Source organism: Bradyrhizobium sp. sGM-13 (assembly GCF_018398875.1).
In the GTDB taxonomy this organism is placed as follows: Bacteria; Pseudomonadota; Alphaproteobacteria; order Rhizobiales; family Xanthobacteraceae; genus Bradyrhizobium.
Genome location: NZ_JAGWDK010000006.1, coordinates 144,985 through 165,341 on the forward strand (window position 1 = coordinate 144,985; position 20,357 = coordinate 165,341).

The window sequence follows — 20,357 nt, forward strand, 5'->3', positions numbered from 1 at the left end:
ACTAATAAGCGGCTGGGAGACAACGCTATGAACATTCGGCAATTGTTTGATCCGTCCAAGGATATTTACAGGACGATCGAAAAGGTTATCACCTATAGCGCTGCGCAAGAAGAGCGCCTGAAGGCTGAGATCTCCGAATATGTCGTGACCGAGAGCATCGAGGAGCAGTTCCGCAAGCTTCTCGATCGCATGCAGCTCGCCATGGAGGCGGGCGGAGAGAACGAGGTCGGCGTCTGGGTGTCAGGGTTCTACGGCTCGGGCAAGAGCTCGTTCACCAAGTATCTTGGCCTCGCCTTCGACAACCAGCGCACGATCGACGGAACCCCGTTCATCAAGCACCTGCAGGACCGCCTGCATAAGCCCCAAACGAAGGCGTTGCTCAGCACGGTCGCGCAACGCTTCCCTGCAGCGGTTGTCTTGCTCGACTTGGCCAGTGAGATGCTGGCGGGCGCAACTATGGAAGAGGTTTCCACGGTCCTCTATTTCAAGGTCCTCCAGTGGGCCGGTTATTCGCGGAACCTTAAGGTTGCTGCTTTCGAGCGAATGATCGAAAAGGACAATCGCACCGAAGAACTGCATCGGCGTGTCGCAGCGGCCTTGCCGGGCGCATCCTGGGATCGCGTTCAAAACAATCCGCTTGCGATCGATGGGCTCATCCCAAAGATCGCGCATGAGATGTATCCGGGACTGTTCCCCGAGGCCAAGTCCTTCTCGTCAAGCACGGAGGGCTTCTTTCAGTTCGAGGATCAACGCGTCCAGGAGATGATCGACATTGTTCGCGAGAAGAGCGGCAAGCAGAACATCATCTTTATCGTCGACGAGGTCGGGCAGTATGTCGCGTCACGCGACAACTTGATCCTCAATCTCGACGGCTTGGCCAAGAACCTCAAACGACTGGGTGACGGGAAGGTCTGGATCATATCCACGGCGCAGCAGACCCTGACCGAGGATGACCCGCGGGCGGCCCTGAATTCGGATAAGCTTTATAAGCTCAAGGATCGGTTTCCGATCCAGATCGACCTCGAATCCAGTGATATCAAGGAGATCTGTTATCGCCGGTTGCTCGAGAAATCACCGGCCGGCGAGGAGCAACTGGGAGAGCGGTTTGATACCCACGGCCAGGCGCTTCGGCACAACACCAAGCTGCAGGACGCGAAGTATTACGACGCGGACTTCAGCCGTGAGACGTTCACTAACCTCTATCCTTTCCTTCCGGCTCATTTTGATATCCTTCTGCACCTCCTGGGCGCCTTGGCGAAGTCGACCGGCGGCATTGGCCTGCGGTCGGCCATCAAGGTGGTCCAAGACGTGCTCAAGGGAGAGGGTGGGTCGACGGCGATGGCCGACCAACCTGTTGGCTGGCTCGCGACTACCGTTACGCTCTACGACGAGCTGGAGAAGGACATTCGGCGCGCGTTCCCATCGATCCATCAAGCTGTCGGGAAGGTCCTCATTCGGTTTCCGGACACGCAGCGACATCAGGACATCGCGAAAACCGTTGCCGTCTTGCAGATACTAGGCAATTTGCCGGTGACCCTGCAGAACGTCGCTAGCCTGATGCATCCGTCGGTTACCGCCCCGTCTCAGCTCGAAGAGGTACAAAAGTCGGTCGAGGAAATGCTCGGCGACGTGCACGTGCCGCTGGGCGAGAAGGATGGCAGCCTCGTTTTTCTGAGCGAGAAGCTTCGGGATATCGAGCAGGAGCGCGGTGCGCTGGCCTTGCGTTCGGTGGACGTTAGGCGCGCCTTCAATGACGCCCTGCGCGAGGTTTTCGATCCGCTGCCGCGGGTCAATCTGCATGGGACCTTGGCCGTTGCATCAGGCCTCAAGGCGCAAACGGGCAGTGCGGTGACCAGCCTTGCTGGCGATCAGAATCCTATCCAGACGGTCGTCGAGTTGGTGCCTGCGGCAGACTACGACGCCGCGCGCAATCGCATGCTCGACGACTCGCGCAGCCGTACAGGGCGAAACGCCATCGGCCTGCTGGCTCGGGCGAATCCCGAACTGGACGACGTTGCCAACGAGATTTACCGCAGCCAGCGCATCGCCGAACTTCATCGCAATGAACCCGACCAAGAGGTCCGGGATTATTGCGGGGCGCAGCTTGATCGGGCATCTAAGCTTGCCGTTCAGCTTCAGAGCAAGATCAAGCAGACCCTGCAGGGCGGATCGTTCGTTTTTCGCGGGCAGGCCACAGCGGTGTCCGCCCTCAATGTTGATTTGTTGGAAGCAGCAAAGAAGCTCCTCACCGACGTCGCCGAGCAAGTCTTTGACCGCTACGCAGAGGCGCCAGTCCGAGTCGCGACAGACACTGCCGAAAAATTGCTCAAGGTCGCTAATCCTGCGGCCATAAGCAGCAGTCTAGATCCGCTTGGTCTAGTGCAAATAGTCGCTGGTCGTGCCTCTTTTCGCTCCGACCATAAGGCCATGATCAGCATACGCGACTACATCGACAAGCGTGGCACGGTCGATGGCAAGCGACTGCTCGACGACTTCAGCAGCGATCCCTTTGGATGGTCGCCCGACACCGCCCGCTACATCCTCGCCGCCATGCTGATGGCGGGGGAAATCAAGCTCAAGGTCTCTGGACGTGAGGTTACCGCGGCGGGGCAGCAGGCGATCGACGCCCTGAAGACCAACAACTCGTTCAAGCCAATTGGCGTGGCGCTGCGCGACGAGCGCCCGTCTATCGAGATGCTCGGACGGGCCGCCGAGCGGTTGACGGAACTGGTCGGCGAAACGGTCATTCCCCTTGAACAGGAAATCAGCAAGGCGGCCGCGAAGCATTTCCCTCGCTTCCAGCACGACTATGGTTCGCTGTCGGAAAAGCTGAGCGGTTTGGGCCTTGGCGGCGCCGATCGGAGTCGGACTCTGAATAAGGACATCGCCGATGTCCTGTTCACCGACGCGTCCGATGCTCCGCAACGGTTGGGGGCGGAGGACTCCGCCATCTATGACAACGTGAAATGGGCGTTCGAAGCAAAGCGGGCGCTGGACAACGGCCTCGACGCGACCGTGCGCGAGCTCCAGTCCCATCGCCACGAGATTGAGGAGCTGCCCAACACGGGCGCCCCTGGGGAACTCCGAAAGGAACTGGGTGAAGATCTGGGGAACTTGTCCGAGCGCTTGAAGAAAGAAGAATTTTTCAAGCATGCCGCCGACCTCAGTTCGCTTCTCACGCACATCAAGGGCCGAGTACGGGACGCGGTGATCTCCCTCTCGGACCAGCAGAAGCTGCGATTGAAGGAGAGCGTCGAGGACCTGCAGCGCGTGCCTGAATGGGCTGGGCTCACGCAGGAAGAACGCGGCAATGCTGCCACGCGGTTAGAGGCGCTGGCGCTGACGGTTTCGGAGAACCTAATTGGACTCAAGAAACTGCTGGCCCGCGACTATGACATCAGCAGCACGATCGACGACCTCAAACGATCGATCACCCGACAGCATCAGGAGAGGCAGCGCCAGGAGTTCGACGAGGAAGCAGCAAAGATCAAAGTTGAGAAAACCGCGAAGCTGTCGCGGTCGATCTCGGTCCCAGCAAAACTCGCCTCGGCCGGCGAACTGGACGCGCTGATTTTTCAGCTCAATGAGCTGAAAGCGCAGCTGTTGCTTTATGATGAAATCGATGTGTCGCTCGTCCTCGGCGGAGATGCGTGACGATGGCGTTTGATCAGATCACCCGCAACCGGCTGCAGCGCTTCGTTACCGAGGCGCGACGTACGCTAGAGGAGGAATTCACCCGTCAGTTGCAAAATGACTACGGGATGGACCCGGTCTCCGGGACCGTGGCGCCGTTCGAGAGCCTCCGGCATATCAACGACCAGCAGCGCGAGAGCGCCCGCATCCTGCGCGATACGCTGGCCCACTATTGCGCGAGCTCGGATACTGACGCCAAGTCCGGGTTGGACCGCATCGTGCGTGAGCAGGCTTTCACGGTGCTCAACCGCTTGGCGGCCTTGCGGATGGCCGAGGCGCGCGGGCTGCTGATCGAGTCCGTCGGCAACGGCTATCAGGCCAAGGGTTTCCAGCTCTATTCCCGACTGGCCGGCGCGGCCCTGGGCGAAACCGGTGACGCCTACCGCGTCTACCTGCACAGCATCTTCGACGAGCTGTCCCAGGATCTGCCCGGGCTTTTCGACCGCTTTTCGCCGCAGGGGCGCCTGTTCCCGCGCGAGGCGGCTTTGATCCAGGTCCTCGAACTCATCAACCACGGCGAGATCGATCCGCTCTGGGCCGAAGATGAGACGATCGGTTGGATCTACCAATATTTCAATTCCAAGGAAGAGCGCAAAGCGATGCGCGACGCCTCCCAGGCGCCACGCAACAGTCGCGAACTTGCGGTGCGCAACCAGTTTTTCACGCCGCGCTATGTGGTGGAGTTCCTGGTCGACAACACGCTGGGCCAGCTCTGGTTCAACTGGACCGGCGGGCAGACATGCCTGCACGACCGCTGCCAATATTTGCTCGTCAAACCCGATGAACAGCCCGAGCCAGCGAAACGGCTGCGCGATCCGCGCACAGTCAAGCTGATCGATCCGGCCTGCGGCTCGATGCACTTCGGACTCTACGCTCTCGACCTGTTCCTGGAGATCTACCGTGAGGCCTGGGATTGGGAGCAGGCGCACGGCCCTGGCTGCCTAGATACGGAGACTGGTGGCAGCCTCGATCTGAAGCCGCTGTCTCAGACTTATGCCGACCAGGCGGCTTTCTTGCACGACATGCCGCGGCTGATCATCGAGCACAACATCTACGGCGTCGATATCGATCCGCGCGCGGCGCAGATCGCCTCCCTGGCGCTGTGGCTGCGGGCGCAGAGGGCCTGGCATGAAGCGGGCGTGAAGGCCAAGGACCGGCCGCGAGTCGGACGTGGGAATGTCGTGGCGGCGGTGGCGCCGCCGGCCGAAGTGGAGTTGCGCAAGCGTTTCATGGAAGGGCTTGATCCGCTGGATGCCGACCTGTTCGAGAGGACGCTGTTTCTGCTGAAGGGGCTGCCGGAGCTCGGCGTGCTGCTCCATGTAGAAAAGGAGCTACCAAGCCTGATTCGGAACGTCTTCGGCGAGCATGGTGCGTTGTTCAAGGACGCGGACATAGCTCAGTGGCAGAAGGCTGAAACGCGGTTGCATGAGGCGCTGACCGAATTCGCTAGTGCAGCGCGGTCCACCTACCAGGGGAGGCTTTTCGCCCAGGATGCCTTGCAGGGGCTGCGGATCATCGAACTGACGCGAGAGGTTATGGACGTGGTTGTAATGAACCCGCCATTCGGCGCGTTGGCCGCGGTCACAAAGGACCAACTCGTGAAGACCTATCCTCGTAGCAAGAACGACCTGCTCTCCATCTTCGTTGAGCGCGGTCTGGAGCTATTGCGAGGCGGTGGCCGCCTGGGCGCGATCACTTCGCGCACCTGCTTTTTTCTCAGCAGCTTTCAGAAATGGCGCGAGGAGATCGTGCTGGGCATCTCCCGACCTGAGGTCATGGCCGATCTGGGGTTTGGCGTGATGGATGATGCCGCAGTTGAAGCTGCCGCCTATGTGCTGGAGAAGCAGGCATGACGACCTTCCTGCGTTTACTTGCGGACAAGGACAAAGCCAGCAGCTTGCTGGCGACATGCAAGGCCTTACGTACCAATTCTGATAGTGCGGGGCTGTTCGAGGTTTCGCCTGAGTCATTTCGTGCGGTGCCCGGGGCTCCGTTTGCGTATTGGGTAAGTGAGGCGGTGCGTCAGGTTTTTGCCAACCTGCCAGCATTGGAAAACGAGGAGAATGTTGCCCGACAAGGTGGAGTCAATGGCGACGACTTTCGTTGGCTCAGACTATGGCTGGAGCAATCCAATCAGCCAGATGGAAAATGCACATATGTTCCTGTAGCCAAAGGCGGAGCCTTTGGCACCTTCTATGGCGATCTTCACTTGGTCGCACGTTGGAACGTGGATTTACGAACTTTTCATTCTTTTAATGGACTTCCGCATCGACCATCGCTCTTGCCAGCCTCTGCAGAGTTTTATTTCCGGCCCGGCCTCACATGGCCACGGCGTACGAATGGCCTCAGCTTTCGCATGATGCCTAGGGGCTGCATTTTTGCCGACAAAGGGCCGGCTGTCTTTGTAGCGGGCGATAAGTCCGAAGCATTGTTATCCCTTTGCGCAATCGTTAACAGCAAAGCCTTTGGTCTGCTGGTTTCAGTGCAATTGGCGCGTACCGAGCTGGCGCAATCCTTCGAAGTTGGATTGATCCAACAAACCCCAGTTCCCGAAATTAGCACTGAACAGCAGGTGACTCTGTCTGCACTTGCCCGGCGCGCTTGGACTCTCAAGCAAAGGCTCGATACCGTAGAGGAAACCTCTCATGCCTTCCTGCTTCCTTCGGCCCTACGCGCCCGTCTAGGTGACTACGACCCACCGGCCATCGAGGAGGAACTGGTGCGCATACAGGCCGAGATCAACGCCATCGCCTTCGACCTCTATGGCTTTAGCGGGGCCGACCGCGTCGCTGCGCACGCGGGCAATGGCCCGCTGACGGAGCGCGAGATCGAGGCCAGCGAAACGGTCGAGGATGACGCCGAGGACGAAGACAGCGCCGCCGCGATCGACCAAAGCGCGGGGCTGCTGAGCTGGGCCGTGGGTGTGCCTTTTGCCCGCTTCGACTGGCGTTTGGCGACGGGTGAGCGCAGCATCCCTCCTGAGCCGGAACCCTTTGACCCACTGCCGACAAGAAGCCCCGGCATGCTGCCCGAGGGCGCGGCTCCGTTCCACACCCATCCGGGCATCCTGGTGGACGACTCCGGTCATCCGCACGACCTCGCCCGGCTGGTGGAAGAAGTGCTCGCCCGTGTCGAAGCCCCCGTGCCATCGGATGTACGCCGCTGGCTGCAACGCGATTTTTTTCCCTTCCACCTGCAGCGCTATTCGAAGAGCCGCCGCAAGGCGCCCATCTATTGGCCGCTCTCAACTGCATCTGGCAGCTATACGCTCTGGCTCTATTACCCGAGTTTGACAAGCCAGACGCTCTACACCGCGGTCAACGACTTTATCGAGCCGAAGCTGAAGCAGGTCGGCCAGGAGGTTGCCACGCTGCGCAACAAGGGCGGGGCGCGCACACGCGAAGACGAGAAGAGCTTCGAGGCGCTGCAGTCTCTGGACCTCGAGCTGATCGAGCTGCGTGATGTCCTGCTACAGATTGCACCGACCTATCGCCTGAACCACGATGACGGCATTCAGATCACCGCAGCACCGCTTTGGCCGCTCTTCCGCCACAAGCCCTGGCAGAAATTGCTGAAGGACACTTGGGCAAAACTAGCGAAGGGCGATTACGACTGGACGCATCTCGCCATGGCCAACTGGCCCGACCGGGTGCGAGAGAAGTGCAAGACCGACAAGTCTCTCGCCATGGCTCATGGCCTGGAGGAGCTCTACGTCGAACCTGAACCGAAGAATGCGAAGAAACGCCGGGGGGCAAAATGAGCATTATGCAGCAATCGAGCAAGGCGCAGGACAGGACCCTGGGCGTCTGGTTCCAGCAAATCCAGCAGGGGCAGATCAAACTGCCCCGTTTCCAGCGTCTCGAAGCGTGGGACCGCGGACGTGTGACCAGCTTCCTCAACACGATCATCAATAACCTGCCTGTGGGGGTCACGCTGGCGCTAGAAGTCGCCGGCAAGGGAAAGTTCATTTCACGCTACATCAGTAGCGCGGAGCCTGCCGTGCCCGGTACCGTGACCCAGCATCTCCTCGATGGCCAACAACGGCTGACCGCGTTCTGGCGGTCGGTGCACAACAACTACGAATGGGAGGCTTATTTCATCGACTTGCCAGAGTTCGATCGGATCGGGGAGGCATCGGGCGAAACGGCGATTCGCTGCATTCCGAGATGGGTGAACAAGAACAAACTGCGCATGCCGCGGTGGGCCGAGGATCCCGCCCAGTGCCTCGAACGTGGCCTGGTTCCGCTCTCGCTCCTTCGGCCCGAGGACATCTCGGGCGAGATCGAGGGCTGGGTGAAGATGGCGTCCTTGCCGTTAAAGCCAAAGCCCGATGAAGCGGATGCGTTCACTAAGCTCGAGGACTACAGCGCGTTCCAGGACCGGCTCAAATCGAAGATCTCTGCTTTGCGCGAGCGGGTCAAATTCTTCAATCTTCCGTACCTGTCTCTGCCTGCTGAAACGGAGAAGGAGGTGGCACTGCAGGTGTTCATCAACATGAACACCAATAGCAGGCCTTTGTCGCTTTACGATATAATCGTCGCTGAGGTCGAGAGTGTAAACGAAGAATCGCTTCATCAACGCGAAGCAAGCCTGCATGAGAAGTGTCCTCACGCAGCCAGGTACGGGGAGCTTCGTGATCTGATCTTGTCGACCTCGGCCCTCTTGCAAGACCAACTGCCTAACAATCGGGGCATGATCGACATGGACAAAAAGGTGCTTGTCGACAACTGGCCGAAACTGGAGCGCGGGTTGGAGCGCATGGCCGCTTTCTTGGCTGGCCAAGGCGTTTTCGACCAGGCCCGCCTGCCGACCAACGCGGTCCTAGCGGTCATCGCAGCCAGTTACGAATTCATCCCCGACGATGGAGATTTTCTTGCCAAGGCGGAGAGATTGCTTCGCCGCTACCTATGGTCGGCGTTTTTCACCGATCGATACGAGAACACAGCGGCGACACGCGCTTTTGCCGACTTCAAGGCAATCAAGGCCCTCCTGCAACGGCCACAATTCACGAATGAGGAAGAGCTCACAGTTCCTGTGTTGAACCGGTCAGAGTACCCGCTCGCCAATGCCGACTCTCTGATGGCCGCAGGATGGCCCAAAGCGATGGGCATCGAGGCTCGTGGTATTTTGGCGATCACTACATATCTGGGTGCCTACGATTTTGCGGACAACAAGAGGGCCTACTACGAGAGCGTTCAAGATCGCGAATATCATCACATATTTCCCGACGCGCTCCTTAGCGAGGTGGAGATCAACAGTTCTCTGGCATTGAATTGCGCCCTCATTACCTGGAAGACTAACCGCGCTATCGGTCGGAAAGATCCGCTCGCCTATCTTCAGGAAAGGGTCGCGTGGGCGGATGCCGGGGTCGTGGCGGACCGATTGAAATCTCACTTAATATCCTTCGATTTGCTATCGAATGCTCACTATGCGGATCTACAGGGCGCCGCACTAAAGGAAAAACTCTCGAAAGATTTCGACGACTTCCTGCGGGATCGCGCCAACCTAGTCGTCGCGGCAATGGAGTCTTTGGCGGCGGGAGCCAGTCCGTCGATCGAGGCATTGTGGTCGTCCCGCCAAACAGCCAACGGCAGTGTAGCGGCATGAGTATCGCTGATTTCATCCGCGACGCCGTCCTGCGCCCGCGCTTGCGCGAGGCTGGCTGCATGGTCGTCTATGACCCGGACCGCCGCTATCACAGCATTTGCACCGGTTTGGATGATGACCACACGCGCGTGATCGATGCGTCGGAAAGCAGCATCGAAAGCCGCCTGGCCGCAATCATGGCGTTGCGCGAGTGCGCTCGTCCCAAAAGCGACCTGGACGCGGTTCTGATCTATGTGCCCAAGATGCGTCCAGTGACCGATGAAGAGAAGCAAGTAGATCCATTCTCGATCTATGCAGAGAGCGGCGCGGTATTCCCCCGAGACGATGGCGACGAATATCTGAGCCTTTGCCTGCGGGCGAAGCCCGACCACGGGACCGATGTTCGCCGCGTGTTCGCGGGTTCTCCGAACGGGCCTGCCTTCTCAGTCATTAACGCGATCGGCGGCGGCACCAGCTGGCCGCAACTACGATCAGCGCTGAAGGTCGAATCCGGGCGCGAGATCTTGGCCGCTCTGTTGGCGCCGAGCGCACGGCAGGCGGAAGCGCTCACTGACGGTTGGATTCAGGAGGCCCGCGATTTCTTACAGGCGACACTCGGGATGAGCGTCAAGACGCGGGGCAAAACCTGGAACGCACTCGCCGACGAGCTTTGGCGGTTCGTGCTGTTCAGCGAATTCGTGTTCGATCTGCCGGTGGCATTGCCGGACGCGCTGAAGGGCGTGCCGCATGCGCCCGCCGAGGCGAAGCCAATCGTTGAGGATGTCTGCGATCGCCTGCGCAGCAACCCGAGCACCCGTAACTCGTACATCGAACGGGCCGAGGCGATCGAAGCCGAACTGGATCTGCCGGGTCAGTGCAGTTCGATTGAGGACCTGGGCGAACGCGACACGTTCCCATTCGAGGAGCGAACCTTCCTCAAGGCTGCAATTAAGGGGATTTCGGCCAACGACACTGACGTCACCCGTCGCGTGCTGGCGCGCCAGAAGAACTCAGTGTGGCTGGGGAAGGGCGAGAGCCAGGCTCAGTGGGAGCTGATTCGCGCCGGTCTCAGCCTCGTAGAGGCCTGCGACGACTATGAGCGTCTGCTGCCCGACCATGCGCGCTCCCAGGCCGATCTGCTGGATTTCTACCTAGGCAGCCTGCGGGAAGCGGATCGGTTTCAGCGCGAGTTCGAGCAAGCGGTCGGAGACTTTCTGGATCCGCATGGCCTGATGCAGGAAGTCATCGACCATGCGCGGGCGCGCTATCGTCGCCTCGCCGAGAAGGTGCAGACGGTCTTCGTCAAGCATATCGAAACGACCGGATGGCCTCCGCAGGGGCGCCTGGCCAATTCGGATGTCTTTGATCGCCTGCTGGCGGATCGCTTGAGAGAAGGCGGCCGACGGGTGGCCTATCTGATGGTTGACGCGCTGCGCTATGAACTCGGCGTGGTGTTGGAGAAGATGCTGGCGGAAGACGGGCCGGTCGAGCTGCAGGCAGCCTACGCCCAACTTCCGACGATCACGGTCGTGGGAATGGCAAGCCTCCTGCCCGGCGCTCGGACTGAATTGACGCTCGGCCTGGAGGCGGACTCGCTGGCGCCCAAGCTGGGCGGTGCGCGTGTCGGCAACGTCAGCCAGCGCATGGAGATTCTGCGGAAGCGCTTCGGCGACCGTTTCCAGGAGATGTTGCTCAACGACTTCGTTCGCGGCAAGCCGAGAATCTCCGAGAGGGTTGATCTCCTCGTTCTGCGGTCCACCGAGATCGACAGCCAACTGGAGAGCAACCCCGAGACCACCCTCGGCTTGATCCCGGGGACACTGAAGCTCGTCCGCGTTGCGCTCTATAAACTTCGCGGCATGGGTTTCAAGGAAGCGATCATCGTGACCGACCACGGCTTCTTCCTGAATGCCCAGGCCAAAGCCGGCGATGTGTGCATCAAACCCCAGGGCAATTGGCCGGTTATTGCGCACGATCGGATGATGTTGGGTGACGGCAACGCTGACACGCACAGTGCGGTCGTCGGCGCCGAGAAACTCGGCGTTCGGGGCGATTTCACACAGATCGCAATGCCTCGCAGCATGGCGCCTTACCGAGCGGGACACCTCTATTTCCACGGCGGCGCCTCTCTCGCCGAAGCGGTCGTGCCCGTGCTCGTGGCGCGCTTGGACACGGATGAGCATGCCGTGGTCGGCAAGGTGACCGTGGAGCTTTCCTACAAGAACGGCGCCAAACGCATTACGACGCGCGTTCCGGTGATCGATATCCGGGTGCAATCCGACGACATGTTCTCGCAGGACGTGAGCGTCGAGGTGCTGATCGAGGCGCAAGACGCCAAAGGCAATGTCGTTGGTGAACCGCGGCCTGGTGGCGATGTGAACCCCGCAACGCGCACCCTCACCCTCATGCCCGGTCAGAGCAAGCAGATCGCCTTGCGCATGGATCCGGAATTCGAAGGGAAGTTTTCCGTCAAAGCGCTCAATCCCACGACCTTAGCGAGCTTCAGCCTCCTCGCTCTCGAAACGGACTATACGGTATGATCCAATTGGATGACCTCGATCGGCAACTGACATCGGCATTCGACGGCAAGGTCGTCCGCAAGGACCTGCTGCATCGGATCAAAAAGGGCACGAACGTACCGACGTTCGTGCTGGAGTTCCTTCTCGCACGATTCTGCGCCAGCGACGACCAGGCCGAGATCGACGCGGGGATGGAGGCCGTACTGGCTACGCTGCAGGACAATTACGTCCGTCCTGACGAGGCGAACGCAGCCCAGTCTATGGTCGCGACCAAGGGCAAGCACCGGTTCATCGATAAAGTGCATGTCCGATTTGTCGAGAAGGAAAAGCGCCACTGGGCGTCTCTCGAGAACTTCAATTCCCAGCGCATCGCTGTCGGTGAGAAATTCTACCGCGACAACGATCGCCTCCTCGAAGGCGGGATTTGGGCCGAGGTGACGCTGGCGCACAACGCTATCGAAGAAGACGACTACGCCTTCTACATTGAAGATTTGCGCCCGATTCAGCTCTCTCGCTTTGACTTCGAGCAGTATGCGGAAGGACGAAGAGCCTTCACACGGGATCAGTGGCTCGACTCGATCATGCGTTCAGTCGGCCTGGAGCCGGCCAAGCTCTCCAAGCGGGTAAAGCTGCATTATATCGCGCGCTTGGCGCCTCTGGTTGAGCCGAATTACAACTATATTGAGCTTGGCCCACGCGGCACGGGAAAGTCTTATTTCTTCAGCGAGTTTTCCCCCTACGCGACCCTGATCTCTGGCGGTCAGGCGACGAAGGCGACGCTATTCTACAATAATGCGCGCCGAAAGGTTGGGCTTGTCGGATATTGGGACACGGTCGCATTCGACGAGGTGGGCGGCATCAAGGTTCGCGATCCAGACACCATCCAGATCATGAAGGACTTCATGGCCAACGGTCGCTTCTCGCGCGGGGCGGAGGTTATCGCCGACGCAAGCTTGAGCTTTGTCGGCAACATCGACCTTTCGGTCGATCAGGTCGTAAACTCGACCGAATACGATCTTTTCCAGCCGCTTCCCCCCGAGCTGGACCTGGCGGTGATGGACCGGTTTGCCGCCTACATCCCGGGCTGGGAGATGCCCAAGAACAGCAGCGAGTTTCTGACAAACCGCTACGGCTTCATCACCGACTATCTCGCTGAGGCCTTCCACTACCAATTCAAACATACGAACCGCTACGAAGAGGTCAGCCGCCGGATCCGGCTCGGCAATGCCATCGAAGGGCGAGATGAGAAGGGCATCAAGAAGACGGTCGCGGCCTTCTTGAAGATCCTTCATCCGGACGGCGCCGCCACCGATCAGGAGTTTGAGGAATACGTCGCCTACGCCACAGAATGTCGGCGTCGCGTGAAGGAGCAAATGAACAAGCGAAAGCCCGACGACGAGTTTGCGCGCATCAACCTCTCGTTCATCACGGCGACCGGAGAAGAAGTCGTCGTGTTCTGCGCAGAGTCCAAAGACGCGCTCGCGACGCAGCAACCGGCGCGCCGGCGGCTCAAAGAGGCTGAAACGGAGAGTGCGACCAAGCCAGGGACAGAGCGGGCGGACCCTGCCACATCCAGGCAGTCAGCTGCTCCTGCCCAGCCTTCCGTCGGCGGCCATGAGGTCGAGCTCGAGCCGGTTCCTTCAGAGCCGCAGGAGCGGCATTTCACGATTTTGTACGGCGACACCGGGTACAGCTACGAGTCGATCATGGGGCCGTATCTGCGAGGCGCTAGGGAAGTCACGATCGAGGACCCGTATATTCGCCTGTCTCATCAGATTCAGAATTTTGTCCGCTTCTGTGAGACCTGTCTAAAATCTGGGACGACTAAGGCGATCAATCTGATCACCGGTTACGACGATAAGACGCAGCTCGCCGATATTTCTGAGAAGATCGACAGCCTCAAGCAGAGCCTTTTGGAATCGGATGTCGTGCTCGATGTGAAGTTGAACCCCAACATGCACGACCGGGAGATCCGCCTCGACAATGGCTGGGTCATAAAGATCGGGAGGGGGCTCGATTTCTATCAAAGGCCCGGAAGCTGGTTTGAAGTCGGAGCAAACGATCTAAGCCTGCGCAAATGCCTTGAGACAAAGGTCGATATCTTCCGTATTGAGCCAGTCGGTCCATTGCCTAAACGGCTTAGATAGTCCCAAACTGCTTGTGCGCAGCTAAATCCAAAGTCGAAATTTCGGCCGGGAGTTGAAGCTTTTCTGCGGGAGGGGATGGTGAAAGAGCCGGTTAAACGTTCGAGCGCGCGTTCGCGAGCCGACGCTCTGGGGCAAAGGACCTGCAGGTACCTTCGAAATGACGGGTATGACGCCTTTCAGAAAGGTGACGTGAAGCGGATCGGAATTGTCAACGGTGCATATGAGAGGGCCATTCGGACTATAACGATCATGTCGGGGGTTTCACAGTCGGACCGCGAACGGCTTATTAAGGATCTGAAGCACGCCTACGAATCGGCCAGAAACGGCATCAGGCTTGGCGTAATGATAACGCCCATCAATGGGGCGAATGGAGCGCTACTGCAGGTCTCTGGGCAAAGCGTAATGGTAAGAAGCCGCAACGCCACGCCGACTCCGCCGGCAAATCCTGCGAGTTCGCAACCTGAAAAGCGAAACAGCACAGGGGGTCGGATCCTAAGAAAGATTACTTAAATGCACCGCAACCTGGGCAGTTCGATGAGCCGTTGTTCCCGAGTAACGAGCGGACGGTGTTCGTTCACATGGAAAGCCGAATCACTTCCGGTGCCAACTGCACGGACCTTCCGCGCCCCGAGTTAGGGGACTTCAATGCAAACGTTTTTGTCGAATGCTTCAATTGAAGCTTCGTATTAGTGTGACTCGAGGAGTCACTCTCGTCGGCGCAGCGACCCCACATTTTGCCGTCGCTGACAGATGCTCTCTCGAATTCGGCCTCACCTCTCGGTTCAAGCGCCGACCATTTCTAGATGGTCTAATCTAATGCTAAGCTCTTGAGTAGGAATGGCTTGTCAACCTCGGGCGGCAGCAGCGACATGTGGAAGTTTTCGAAGAAGCGAGCCAGCTTGGAGTAGGACATCCAGCTGTCCTCCGAAGAAGAGGAGTTAAGCTGACCGCGGCCCTTGAGGGTTGTCGCCAGCCAGTGTTCCGCCGTTTTCGATCAACTTCTGGTCAGCGTCAGCCTGGCCAGGCATGCCGACTGAATGGACTGCTATCGTCAAGTCAGCGTCTGCGATACGGGTCACGCCCGCCGCGAACACGAGAACGCACGCTGACGCGCAAGTCGCTCGATATGGAATCTGGGCGGCCAGACCTGCTCGATGGACGATATCCGCAATCTTCATCGCGGCCAGGACCGAGCCTCCCGGCGAACTGAGATGCACTTCAATCGTTCCATCGCGTCGAAGTCTTGAATGTGACGAGAGGAATTGCGCGTCGTCGCCGGGATCGAGGCGACCGCTGATAACGATCGCCTGATCATTGGGGATCTCAAACTTTCCGGCTTCTGCGGGCAATGCCAGCCACGTCGTGGCAAGTGTGGCGACAAGCAAGGTGTGCCTCATTTCTGTTCCGATTTCGGGTGCGGCGGCTCATCGTCGGTTCTCAATGGGAGCCGCCCTGCCACCACTGGCATTTCTGGAAGCGAGCCGCCTGCTCGGCAGGAGCTACTGCTGCAGCAAAGGAGATAACGCGATTGCTGGCTATGTGCTGTCGGGTATCTGTTCCCTCGCCAGCCTTCTGTAGATAGTAACAGTACTGTTCCGAGGGGCTCTTCGAGTCGCCGCTTGCAAACTTCCATCCGCTCGTGACTTCACCATCACCGTGCGGCAAGGTCTTGAATACAGTGACGGTCGTTTTGATTGCCTGGTTCTCCTCAGGCTTTAGTGTCGGCAAGACGATCTGTGGCTGTGTCTGAGCCGGGATCGTACCCGTGACAGCGACGACAGAGCCGTCAGCTAGTTTGACCGTAGAACCATCCTGTAGCTTCACGGTCGCGTTCTCGGCAAGTTTGAGCTCGCCATCGGCCTTCACGGTACCTTCGACCTTTAGGGCTGGCATGCTCGCTAGCGCGGCTTTGAGTATCTCCGGATCGACGCTCTGGTTGTGCGCCCACAGAATTGCCGCCGCCCCGAGCGACAACGCGAGACCGGCGGCGCCAATCCCGATGGCCCTGCTTTTGAACGCCGCGGATTTCGCCTCGCCGATGAGGCTTGCTGCCAGGTTGACGTCGATGGGTGACGTGGATCGGATGATCTGTTCCATGATTTCCTCTTAAGTCGGTTGCTCAGGCGTGCCGTGTGCGAGGGGTTGTCGTTCCTTGCGACGCCAGCCTCTCCATCCAGCTTTGCAGGGTCGGTGTGATCACCACGGCGTTCGGGCTGTCATCGCCTCGACGCGGATCATCGTTGGTGGTGAATCGTGTGAAGGAGCCGTAGACCGCCAGGCTCGCGACGATTGCGGTTGCGAATGCGGCGAGCAGGACGAACACGAGGAGGACGACGTGCACCTCTTTTTCGGTGACGTCATGCGGTGACTTGAGAAAGATCATCGCCGCATAGGAATGCATTTGGCTTTCTGCAACCGTCGCCATGCGCTGGTTGTTTCCCGCCGTCACGGCTTCGTCGGCCTGCGCTATCTGGATCTCGAGGTCACGAAGACCGGAGGCGCCCCGTACAAGCTCCGTAGATAGTTTGTCGCGCTCCTCTTGAGCCTTGAGGTATTGCGACTGCATGGTCGCGCCGGACCACGGAGGCGTCGTCGTAACAGGGCGTTGGCCGGTTACCTGCCCATGGCGATTGTAAATCGGTACCCATTTCGTCACCGGCTTCGGGGGCGTACCAAACTGCTTGAGCGTGTCCCGCAACCCTGCCAGCTCGGAATCGAACCGGACCAATCGGACCTTTCGATCGGCATCCTCAGATACAGGGCCCTTGCGTCTCACCTCGAGAGTGGTCTTGTTGGCCTGTGCCTTGTTGAGCGTCATCGTCGCCTCTGCAACCTCGCGCAGGCGACTGGCAAAGAGCTGCTCGTAAACGATGCTCAGGCTTTTCGTCGTAACCAGGATCGAAAGCAAAGCGCCGAAGAGCATGAAACCCCGCACGACGCGGCGACGATGGATTGCGCCGAGATAGACCAATCCAGTCCTAACAAGTTCACAGGTCGCCATGGCCAGCGCACCGGCCATTGCGGCAAGCCAGAATGCTGATTTTCCAAACAGTATGGGCGCCTCGCCCGTGTCCCCCCGCTCGGCGATTGACCAGTTCACCACCAGGATCGCGCCAATGATGATGAGCTCCGCAACAAAGGCAGAGGCCAGCGTTTTCCTGTTAATGGTCACGCGTCGCCACTTTTTCGGCTGAACGGGCATCGGTTTGGTGTCGTTGGCAGGCTCCGGCGGAGCCAGCGGGACCACTTTGAGAGCCTCGTCCCTGTGCAGAGCTTTCATGGAAATCTTCCCCTCGAGTTGACTTTCTGTCCTCGTTAGACTAGTAACTATACGCGTCTAGTTACGATGTCAATCTAGTTTTGATACCCATTGGAGGAAAGTATGACGAAGGAGCTCAAACACGTCCGTTGGGGCGTGGAACGACGCCTTGAGTTCATCGAATTCCGGTTGCTCTGGGAGGGGGGCGTGAACCGGGCGGATCTGATCGACACCTTCGGTATTTCGGTGCCGCAAGCCTCCAAAGATCTTTCGCTCTATCAGGAGCAGGCGCCAGGCAATGTGGTCTACGATAAGAGCGCCAAGCGCTATGTCGCATCGGAAGATTTTAAGCCGCTCTATCTCGACAGCGATCCGGACGCCTATTTCTCGAGGCTCCGATCGCTCACCGAGGGCTCCGCGGATGCGGCGGAGTCGTGGCTAGCCGAACCGCCCGAGGCGGACGTGACGCTCACGCCCAAGCGAGATGTCGATCGCCATGTGTTGAGGATGATACTCGCCGCCATCCGCAACAAGCAGTCGGTCGAGATCCACTACCAGTCGATGAACAAGGCAAGACCCGATCCGAGCTGGCGACGGATTACTCCACACGCGTTGGGCTACGACGGCCTGCGATGGCACGTTCGCGCCTTCTCCCATGACGAAGGCAGTTACCGGGATTTTCTGCTCCCGCGAGCGCTCCAGGTTCGAGCTCCGGGCGAGCCGGGAGGATCCGCCGAAAACGATCAACTTTGGCGTCAGCATTTCAAGCTTGAGATCGCCCCGCATCCAGCCTTGACGCCGAGCCAGAAGAAAGTCGTCGCCAAGGACTACGGGATGACTGGCGGGAAAAGGGTCCTCTCCGTCCGCTACGCGATGCTCTTCTATGTACTGAAGAGGCTAAACCTATTGAACGACCCGGGAAAAGAAGACCCTCGACAGCAGCACATCGTTGCGCTGAACAAGGATGAGGTGCGGGAGGCGCTCGAGCTTGCGGATTCAGCGCAGCAGGGATCCAAAGGTTCGGCGCGGATGGCCAAAATTGGATAGTCGGTCTTGTCGGCGGATGCAATTCGGAATTGGTGAGCGCCGACTGATCGTGCAGTCGGGGGGAATAGGTGACGGGTGAATATATCATGATGGTGCGCGTGCTTTTGATGGTTGCGATCGCCGCGATGTTTGCGGCCACGTCTGCGCGAGCTGAAAGACTGGTCGGGCAAGCGAGTGTTATTGACGGCGATACGCTTGAAATCCACGGTCAACGTATTCGTATCTCAGGTATTGACGCACCCGAGAGCACCCAGCTCTGCGGCGATGCCGATGGCCGTAACTATCGATGCGGTACCGAAGCCGCAAATTCACTGGCGAAATTTATCGACGATCGTATCGTCGGCTGTTCTCAGATCGATCGGGATCGCTACAACCGCGTGGTGGCAATCTGTGACGTGGACGGTGTTGAGCTTGGCAGTTGGCTGGTGCAACAAGGACATGCATTGGATTGGCCGCGCTACTCCAAAGGCCGGCATGCCGAGGCCCAGCGCGAAGCGGAGTGGGCCAAGCGGGGGCTTTGGTTAGGTAGCCATGTCGAACCGTGGTTGTTTCGGTCGTGTGTGCGATCGGGCAGACGACCCACTGAGTGTTCGGACGCGGCTCAGTAGTCCCGAGTTTCATCGTCGTCGATTGATGGCAATCGATGTTTCCTCAAATGCGCACATGTATATAGTTTATATATTGACATTATAATGATATCCATATAATTTCTATACGGATGGATGTTGATGCCTGCTGAGTGCTGCCGATGTGACGCTGATCGGGTCCGGCGCGACTAATGAGGGGTACCATGAGCGAACCGACAATTGCATGTCCGTCCTGTTCGACGGAGATTAGGCTCACCGAGTCGCTTGCTGCTCCGCTCATTAAGGCGACGCGCGAAGAATACGAGGCGAAGCTTACTCGCAAGGAGGCTGACGTTTCCAAGCGTGAGGCCGCCTTGCGGACGGGGCTGGAGCAGATTGAGGAAGCCAGGCGGTCGATTGATGACCAAGTCGCGGAAAGGCTGAAAGCGGCAAGGACAGCCATAGCCGCTGAAGAAGCGAAGAGAGCTCAGGCAGCCGCGGCAGCCGATCTCGAATCGAGATCAAGAGAAGTCGCCGACCTACACGCTCTCTTGGAGCAGCGGGATGCGAAGCTGCAAGAAGCGCAAAAGGCGCAAGCGGAGTTGCTGCGTAAGCAGCGCGAGCTGGATGACGCGAAGCGCGAACTCGATCTCACGGTTGAAAAGCGAGTCCAGGAGTCAGTCAACGAAGTCCGGCTGAAGGCAAAGACGGAGGCTGAAGACGGCCTGAAGCTCAAGGTCTCGGAGAAGGAACAGCAAATTGCGTCGATGCAACGCCAGATCGATGATTTGAAGCGTAAGGCAGAGCAAGGGTCGCAACAATTGCAGGGGGAAGTCCTGGAGCTCCAGCTTGAATCATCGCTTCGATCACAATTCCCGTGGGACACCATCGATCCGGTTTGCAAGGGGGAGTTCGGCGGGGATGTAACGCAGCGTGTACATGGGCCGCTCGGACAAGCTTGCGGATCAATCCTCTGGGAAACCAAGAGAACAAAAAACTGGACAGACGGCTGGCTCGCCAAACTGCGCGCTGACCAGCGCGCTTCCGGCGCCGAGATAGCCATCCTTGTTTCCAGCGCTCTTCCGAAGGAGATTGAAACCTTCGGCCAGATCGACGGCATCTGGATCACAGATATTCGGTTCGCTATTCCGCTTGCCGCCGCGCTTCGCCAGTCATTGATCGAAATCTCCTGCGTTAGGCATGCTCAGGAAGGGCAGGAGACGAAGATGCAGCTCGTCTATCAGTACCTTACCGGCCCGAGGTTCAAGCATCGGGTTGAAGCCATCGTCGAGAAGTTTTCCGACATGCAGGCCGACCTCGACAGAGAGCGCAAGTCAATGATGCGCCTTTGGGCAAAGCGCGAGGCGCAAATCCATGGTGTCATCGAGTCCACCGTCGGAATGTACGGCGACTTGCAGGGCATAGCGGGTAAGGCCCTTCAGGAGATCGAGGGCCTTCAAATTCCATTGCTGGAGGGGACCGTTCAACAAGACGGCTTCTGAGCCGTCTTGAATTTATGACGAAATTTATATGGCGATAG

12 protein-coding genes are annotated in these 20,357 nt (G+C 58.8%); 9 read left to right on the forward strand and 3 right to left on the reverse strand.

The features are described from left to right. Nucleotides 1–27: 27 nt before the first annotated feature. From brxC to brxL, 6 genes are read left to right on the forward strand one after another with little or no spacing between them, the layout of a single operon-like run. Nucleotides 28–3,654: a BREX system P-loop protein BrxC gene (gene brxC, locus KJQ96_RS11300; RefSeq protein ID WP_213286691.1), complete on the forward strand. Its 3,627-nt coding sequence runs from the start codon at nucleotides 28–30 to the stop codon at nucleotides 3,652–3,654. Between the two features lie 2 nt (nucleotides 3,655–3,656). Continuing rightward, nucleotides 3,657–5,546: an Eco57I restriction-modification methylase domain-containing protein gene (locus KJQ96_RS11305; RefSeq protein WP_213286692.1), complete on the forward strand. Its 1,890-nt coding sequence runs from the start codon at nucleotides 3,657–3,659 to the stop codon at nucleotides 5,544–5,546. Next, nucleotides 5,543–7,453 carry a hypothetical protein gene (locus tag KJQ96_RS11310; protein WP_213286693.1) on the forward strand — a complete coding sequence of 637 codons (1,911 nt, stop codon included), beginning with the start codon at nucleotides 5,543–5,545 and terminating at the stop codon, nucleotides 7,451–7,453. Before KJQ96_RS11305 ends, KJQ96_RS11310 begins: the two co-directional genes overlap by 4 nt. After that, the gene (locus tag KJQ96_RS11315) at nucleotides 7,450–9,300 is read left to right on the forward strand and encodes a DUF262 domain-containing protein (RefSeq protein ID WP_213286694.1); all 1,851 of its coding nucleotides are present in this window, start codon (nucleotides 7,450–7,452) and stop codon (nucleotides 9,298–9,300) included. The genes KJQ96_RS11310 and KJQ96_RS11315 overlap by 4 nt, the downstream gene beginning before the upstream one ends. After that, nucleotides 9,297–11,819, forward strand: a complete 2,523-nt coding sequence (locus KJQ96_RS11320) for a PglZ domain-containing protein (RefSeq protein WP_213286695.1) — start codon at nucleotides 9,297–9,299, stop codon at nucleotides 11,817–11,819. Before KJQ96_RS11315 ends, KJQ96_RS11320 begins: the two co-directional genes overlap by 4 nt. After that, on the forward strand, nucleotides 11,816–13,945 hold the full coding sequence (brxL, locus tag KJQ96_RS11325; protein ID WP_213286696.1) for a BREX system Lon protease-like protein BrxL: 2,130 nt from the start codon (nucleotides 11,816–11,818) through the stop codon (nucleotides 13,943–13,945). The genes KJQ96_RS11320 and brxL overlap by 4 nt, the downstream gene beginning before the upstream one ends. 938 nt (nucleotides 13,946–14,883) lie before the next feature. Here the strand turns inward: brxL and KJQ96_RS11330 are convergent. From KJQ96_RS11330 to KJQ96_RS11340, 3 genes are read right to left on the reverse strand one after another with little or no spacing between them, the layout of a single operon-like run. Then, on the reverse strand, nucleotides 14,884–15,342 hold the full coding sequence (locus KJQ96_RS11330; RefSeq protein WP_213286697.1) for an ATP-dependent Clp protease proteolytic subunit: 459 nt from the start codon (nucleotides 15,340–15,342) through the stop codon (nucleotides 14,884–14,886). Between the two features lie 40 nt (nucleotides 15,343–15,382). Beyond that, nucleotides 15,383–16,042, reverse strand: a complete 660-nt coding sequence (locus KJQ96_RS11335; RefSeq protein ID WP_213286698.1) for a hypothetical protein — start codon at nucleotides 16,040–16,042, stop codon at nucleotides 15,383–15,385. 22 nt (nucleotides 16,043–16,064) lie between these two features. Further along, the gene (locus KJQ96_RS11340) at nucleotides 16,065–17,225 is read right to left on the reverse strand and encodes a hypothetical protein (RefSeq protein ID WP_213286699.1); all 1,161 of its coding nucleotides are present in this window, start codon (nucleotides 17,223–17,225) and stop codon (nucleotides 16,065–16,067) included. Nucleotides 17,226–17,327: 102 nt separating this feature from the next. On the opposite strand from KJQ96_RS11340, the gene KJQ96_RS11345 reads away from it, so the two are divergent. From KJQ96_RS11345 to KJQ96_RS11355, 3 genes are all read left to right on the forward strand, one after another. Then, a complete protein-coding gene (locus KJQ96_RS11345; protein ID WP_213286700.1) occupies nucleotides 17,328–18,251 on the forward strand; it encodes a YafY family protein in 924 nt (307 codons plus the stop codon). A gap of 86 nt (nucleotides 18,252–18,337) precedes the next feature. Continuing rightward, on the forward strand, nucleotides 18,338–18,859 hold the full coding sequence (locus tag KJQ96_RS11350; RefSeq protein WP_309142400.1) for a thermonuclease family protein: 522 nt from the start codon (nucleotides 18,338–18,340) through the stop codon (nucleotides 18,857–18,859). A 182-nt stretch (nucleotides 18,860–19,041) separates the two neighbouring features. After that, on the forward strand, nucleotides 19,042–20,319 hold the full coding sequence (locus tag KJQ96_RS11355) for a DUF2130 domain-containing protein (protein ID WP_213286701.1): 1,278 nt from the start codon (nucleotides 19,042–19,044) through the stop codon (nucleotides 20,317–20,319). Nucleotides 20,320–20,357: the final 38 nt, after the last annotated feature.

Excerpts from the sequence above, each read along its gene's own strand:
- KJQ96_RS11315 (WP_213286694.1), top strand. The coding sequence starts at position 7,450 with ATGAGCATTATGCAGCAATCGAGCAAGGCGCAGGACAGGACCCTGGGC.
- KJQ96_RS11350 (WP_309142400.1), top strand. The coding sequence starts at position 18,338 with ATGATGGTGCGCGTGCTTTTGATGGTTGCGATCGCCGCGATGTTTGCG.
- KJQ96_RS11355 (WP_213286701.1), top strand. The coding sequence starts at position 19,042 with ATGAGCGAACCGACAATTGCATGTCCGTCCTGTTCGACGGAGATTAGG.
- KJQ96_RS11310 (WP_213286693.1), top strand. The coding sequence starts at position 5,543 with ATGACGACCTTCCTGCGTTTACTTGCGGACAAGGACAAAGCCAGCAGC.
- KJQ96_RS11320 (WP_213286695.1), top strand. The coding sequence starts at position 9,297 with ATGAGTATCGCTGATTTCATCCGCGACGCCGTCCTGCGCCCGCGCTTG.
- KJQ96_RS11345 (WP_213286700.1), top strand. The coding sequence starts at position 17,328 with ATGACGAAGGAGCTCAAACACGTCCGTTGGGGCGTGGAACGACGCCTT.
- KJQ96_RS11330 (WP_213286697.1), bottom strand. The coding sequence starts at position 15,342 with ATGAGGCACACCTTGCTTGTCGCCACACTTGCCACGACGTGGCTGGCA.
- brxC (WP_213286691.1), top strand. The coding sequence starts at position 28 with ATGAACATTCGGCAATTGTTTGATCCGTCCAAGGATATTTACAGGACG.
- KJQ96_RS11305 (WP_213286692.1), top strand. The coding sequence starts at position 3,657 with ATGGCGTTTGATCAGATCACCCGCAACCGGCTGCAGCGCTTCGTTACC.
- brxL (WP_213286696.1), top strand. The coding sequence starts at position 11,816 with ATGATCCAATTGGATGACCTCGATCGGCAACTGACATCGGCATTCGAC.
- KJQ96_RS11340 (WP_213286699.1), bottom strand. The coding sequence starts at position 17,225 with ATGAAAGCTCTGCACAGGGACGAGGCTCTCAAAGTGGTCCCGCTGGCT.
- KJQ96_RS11335 (WP_213286698.1), bottom strand. The coding sequence starts at position 16,042 with ATGGAACAGATCATCCGATCCACGTCACCCATCGACGTCAACCTGGCA.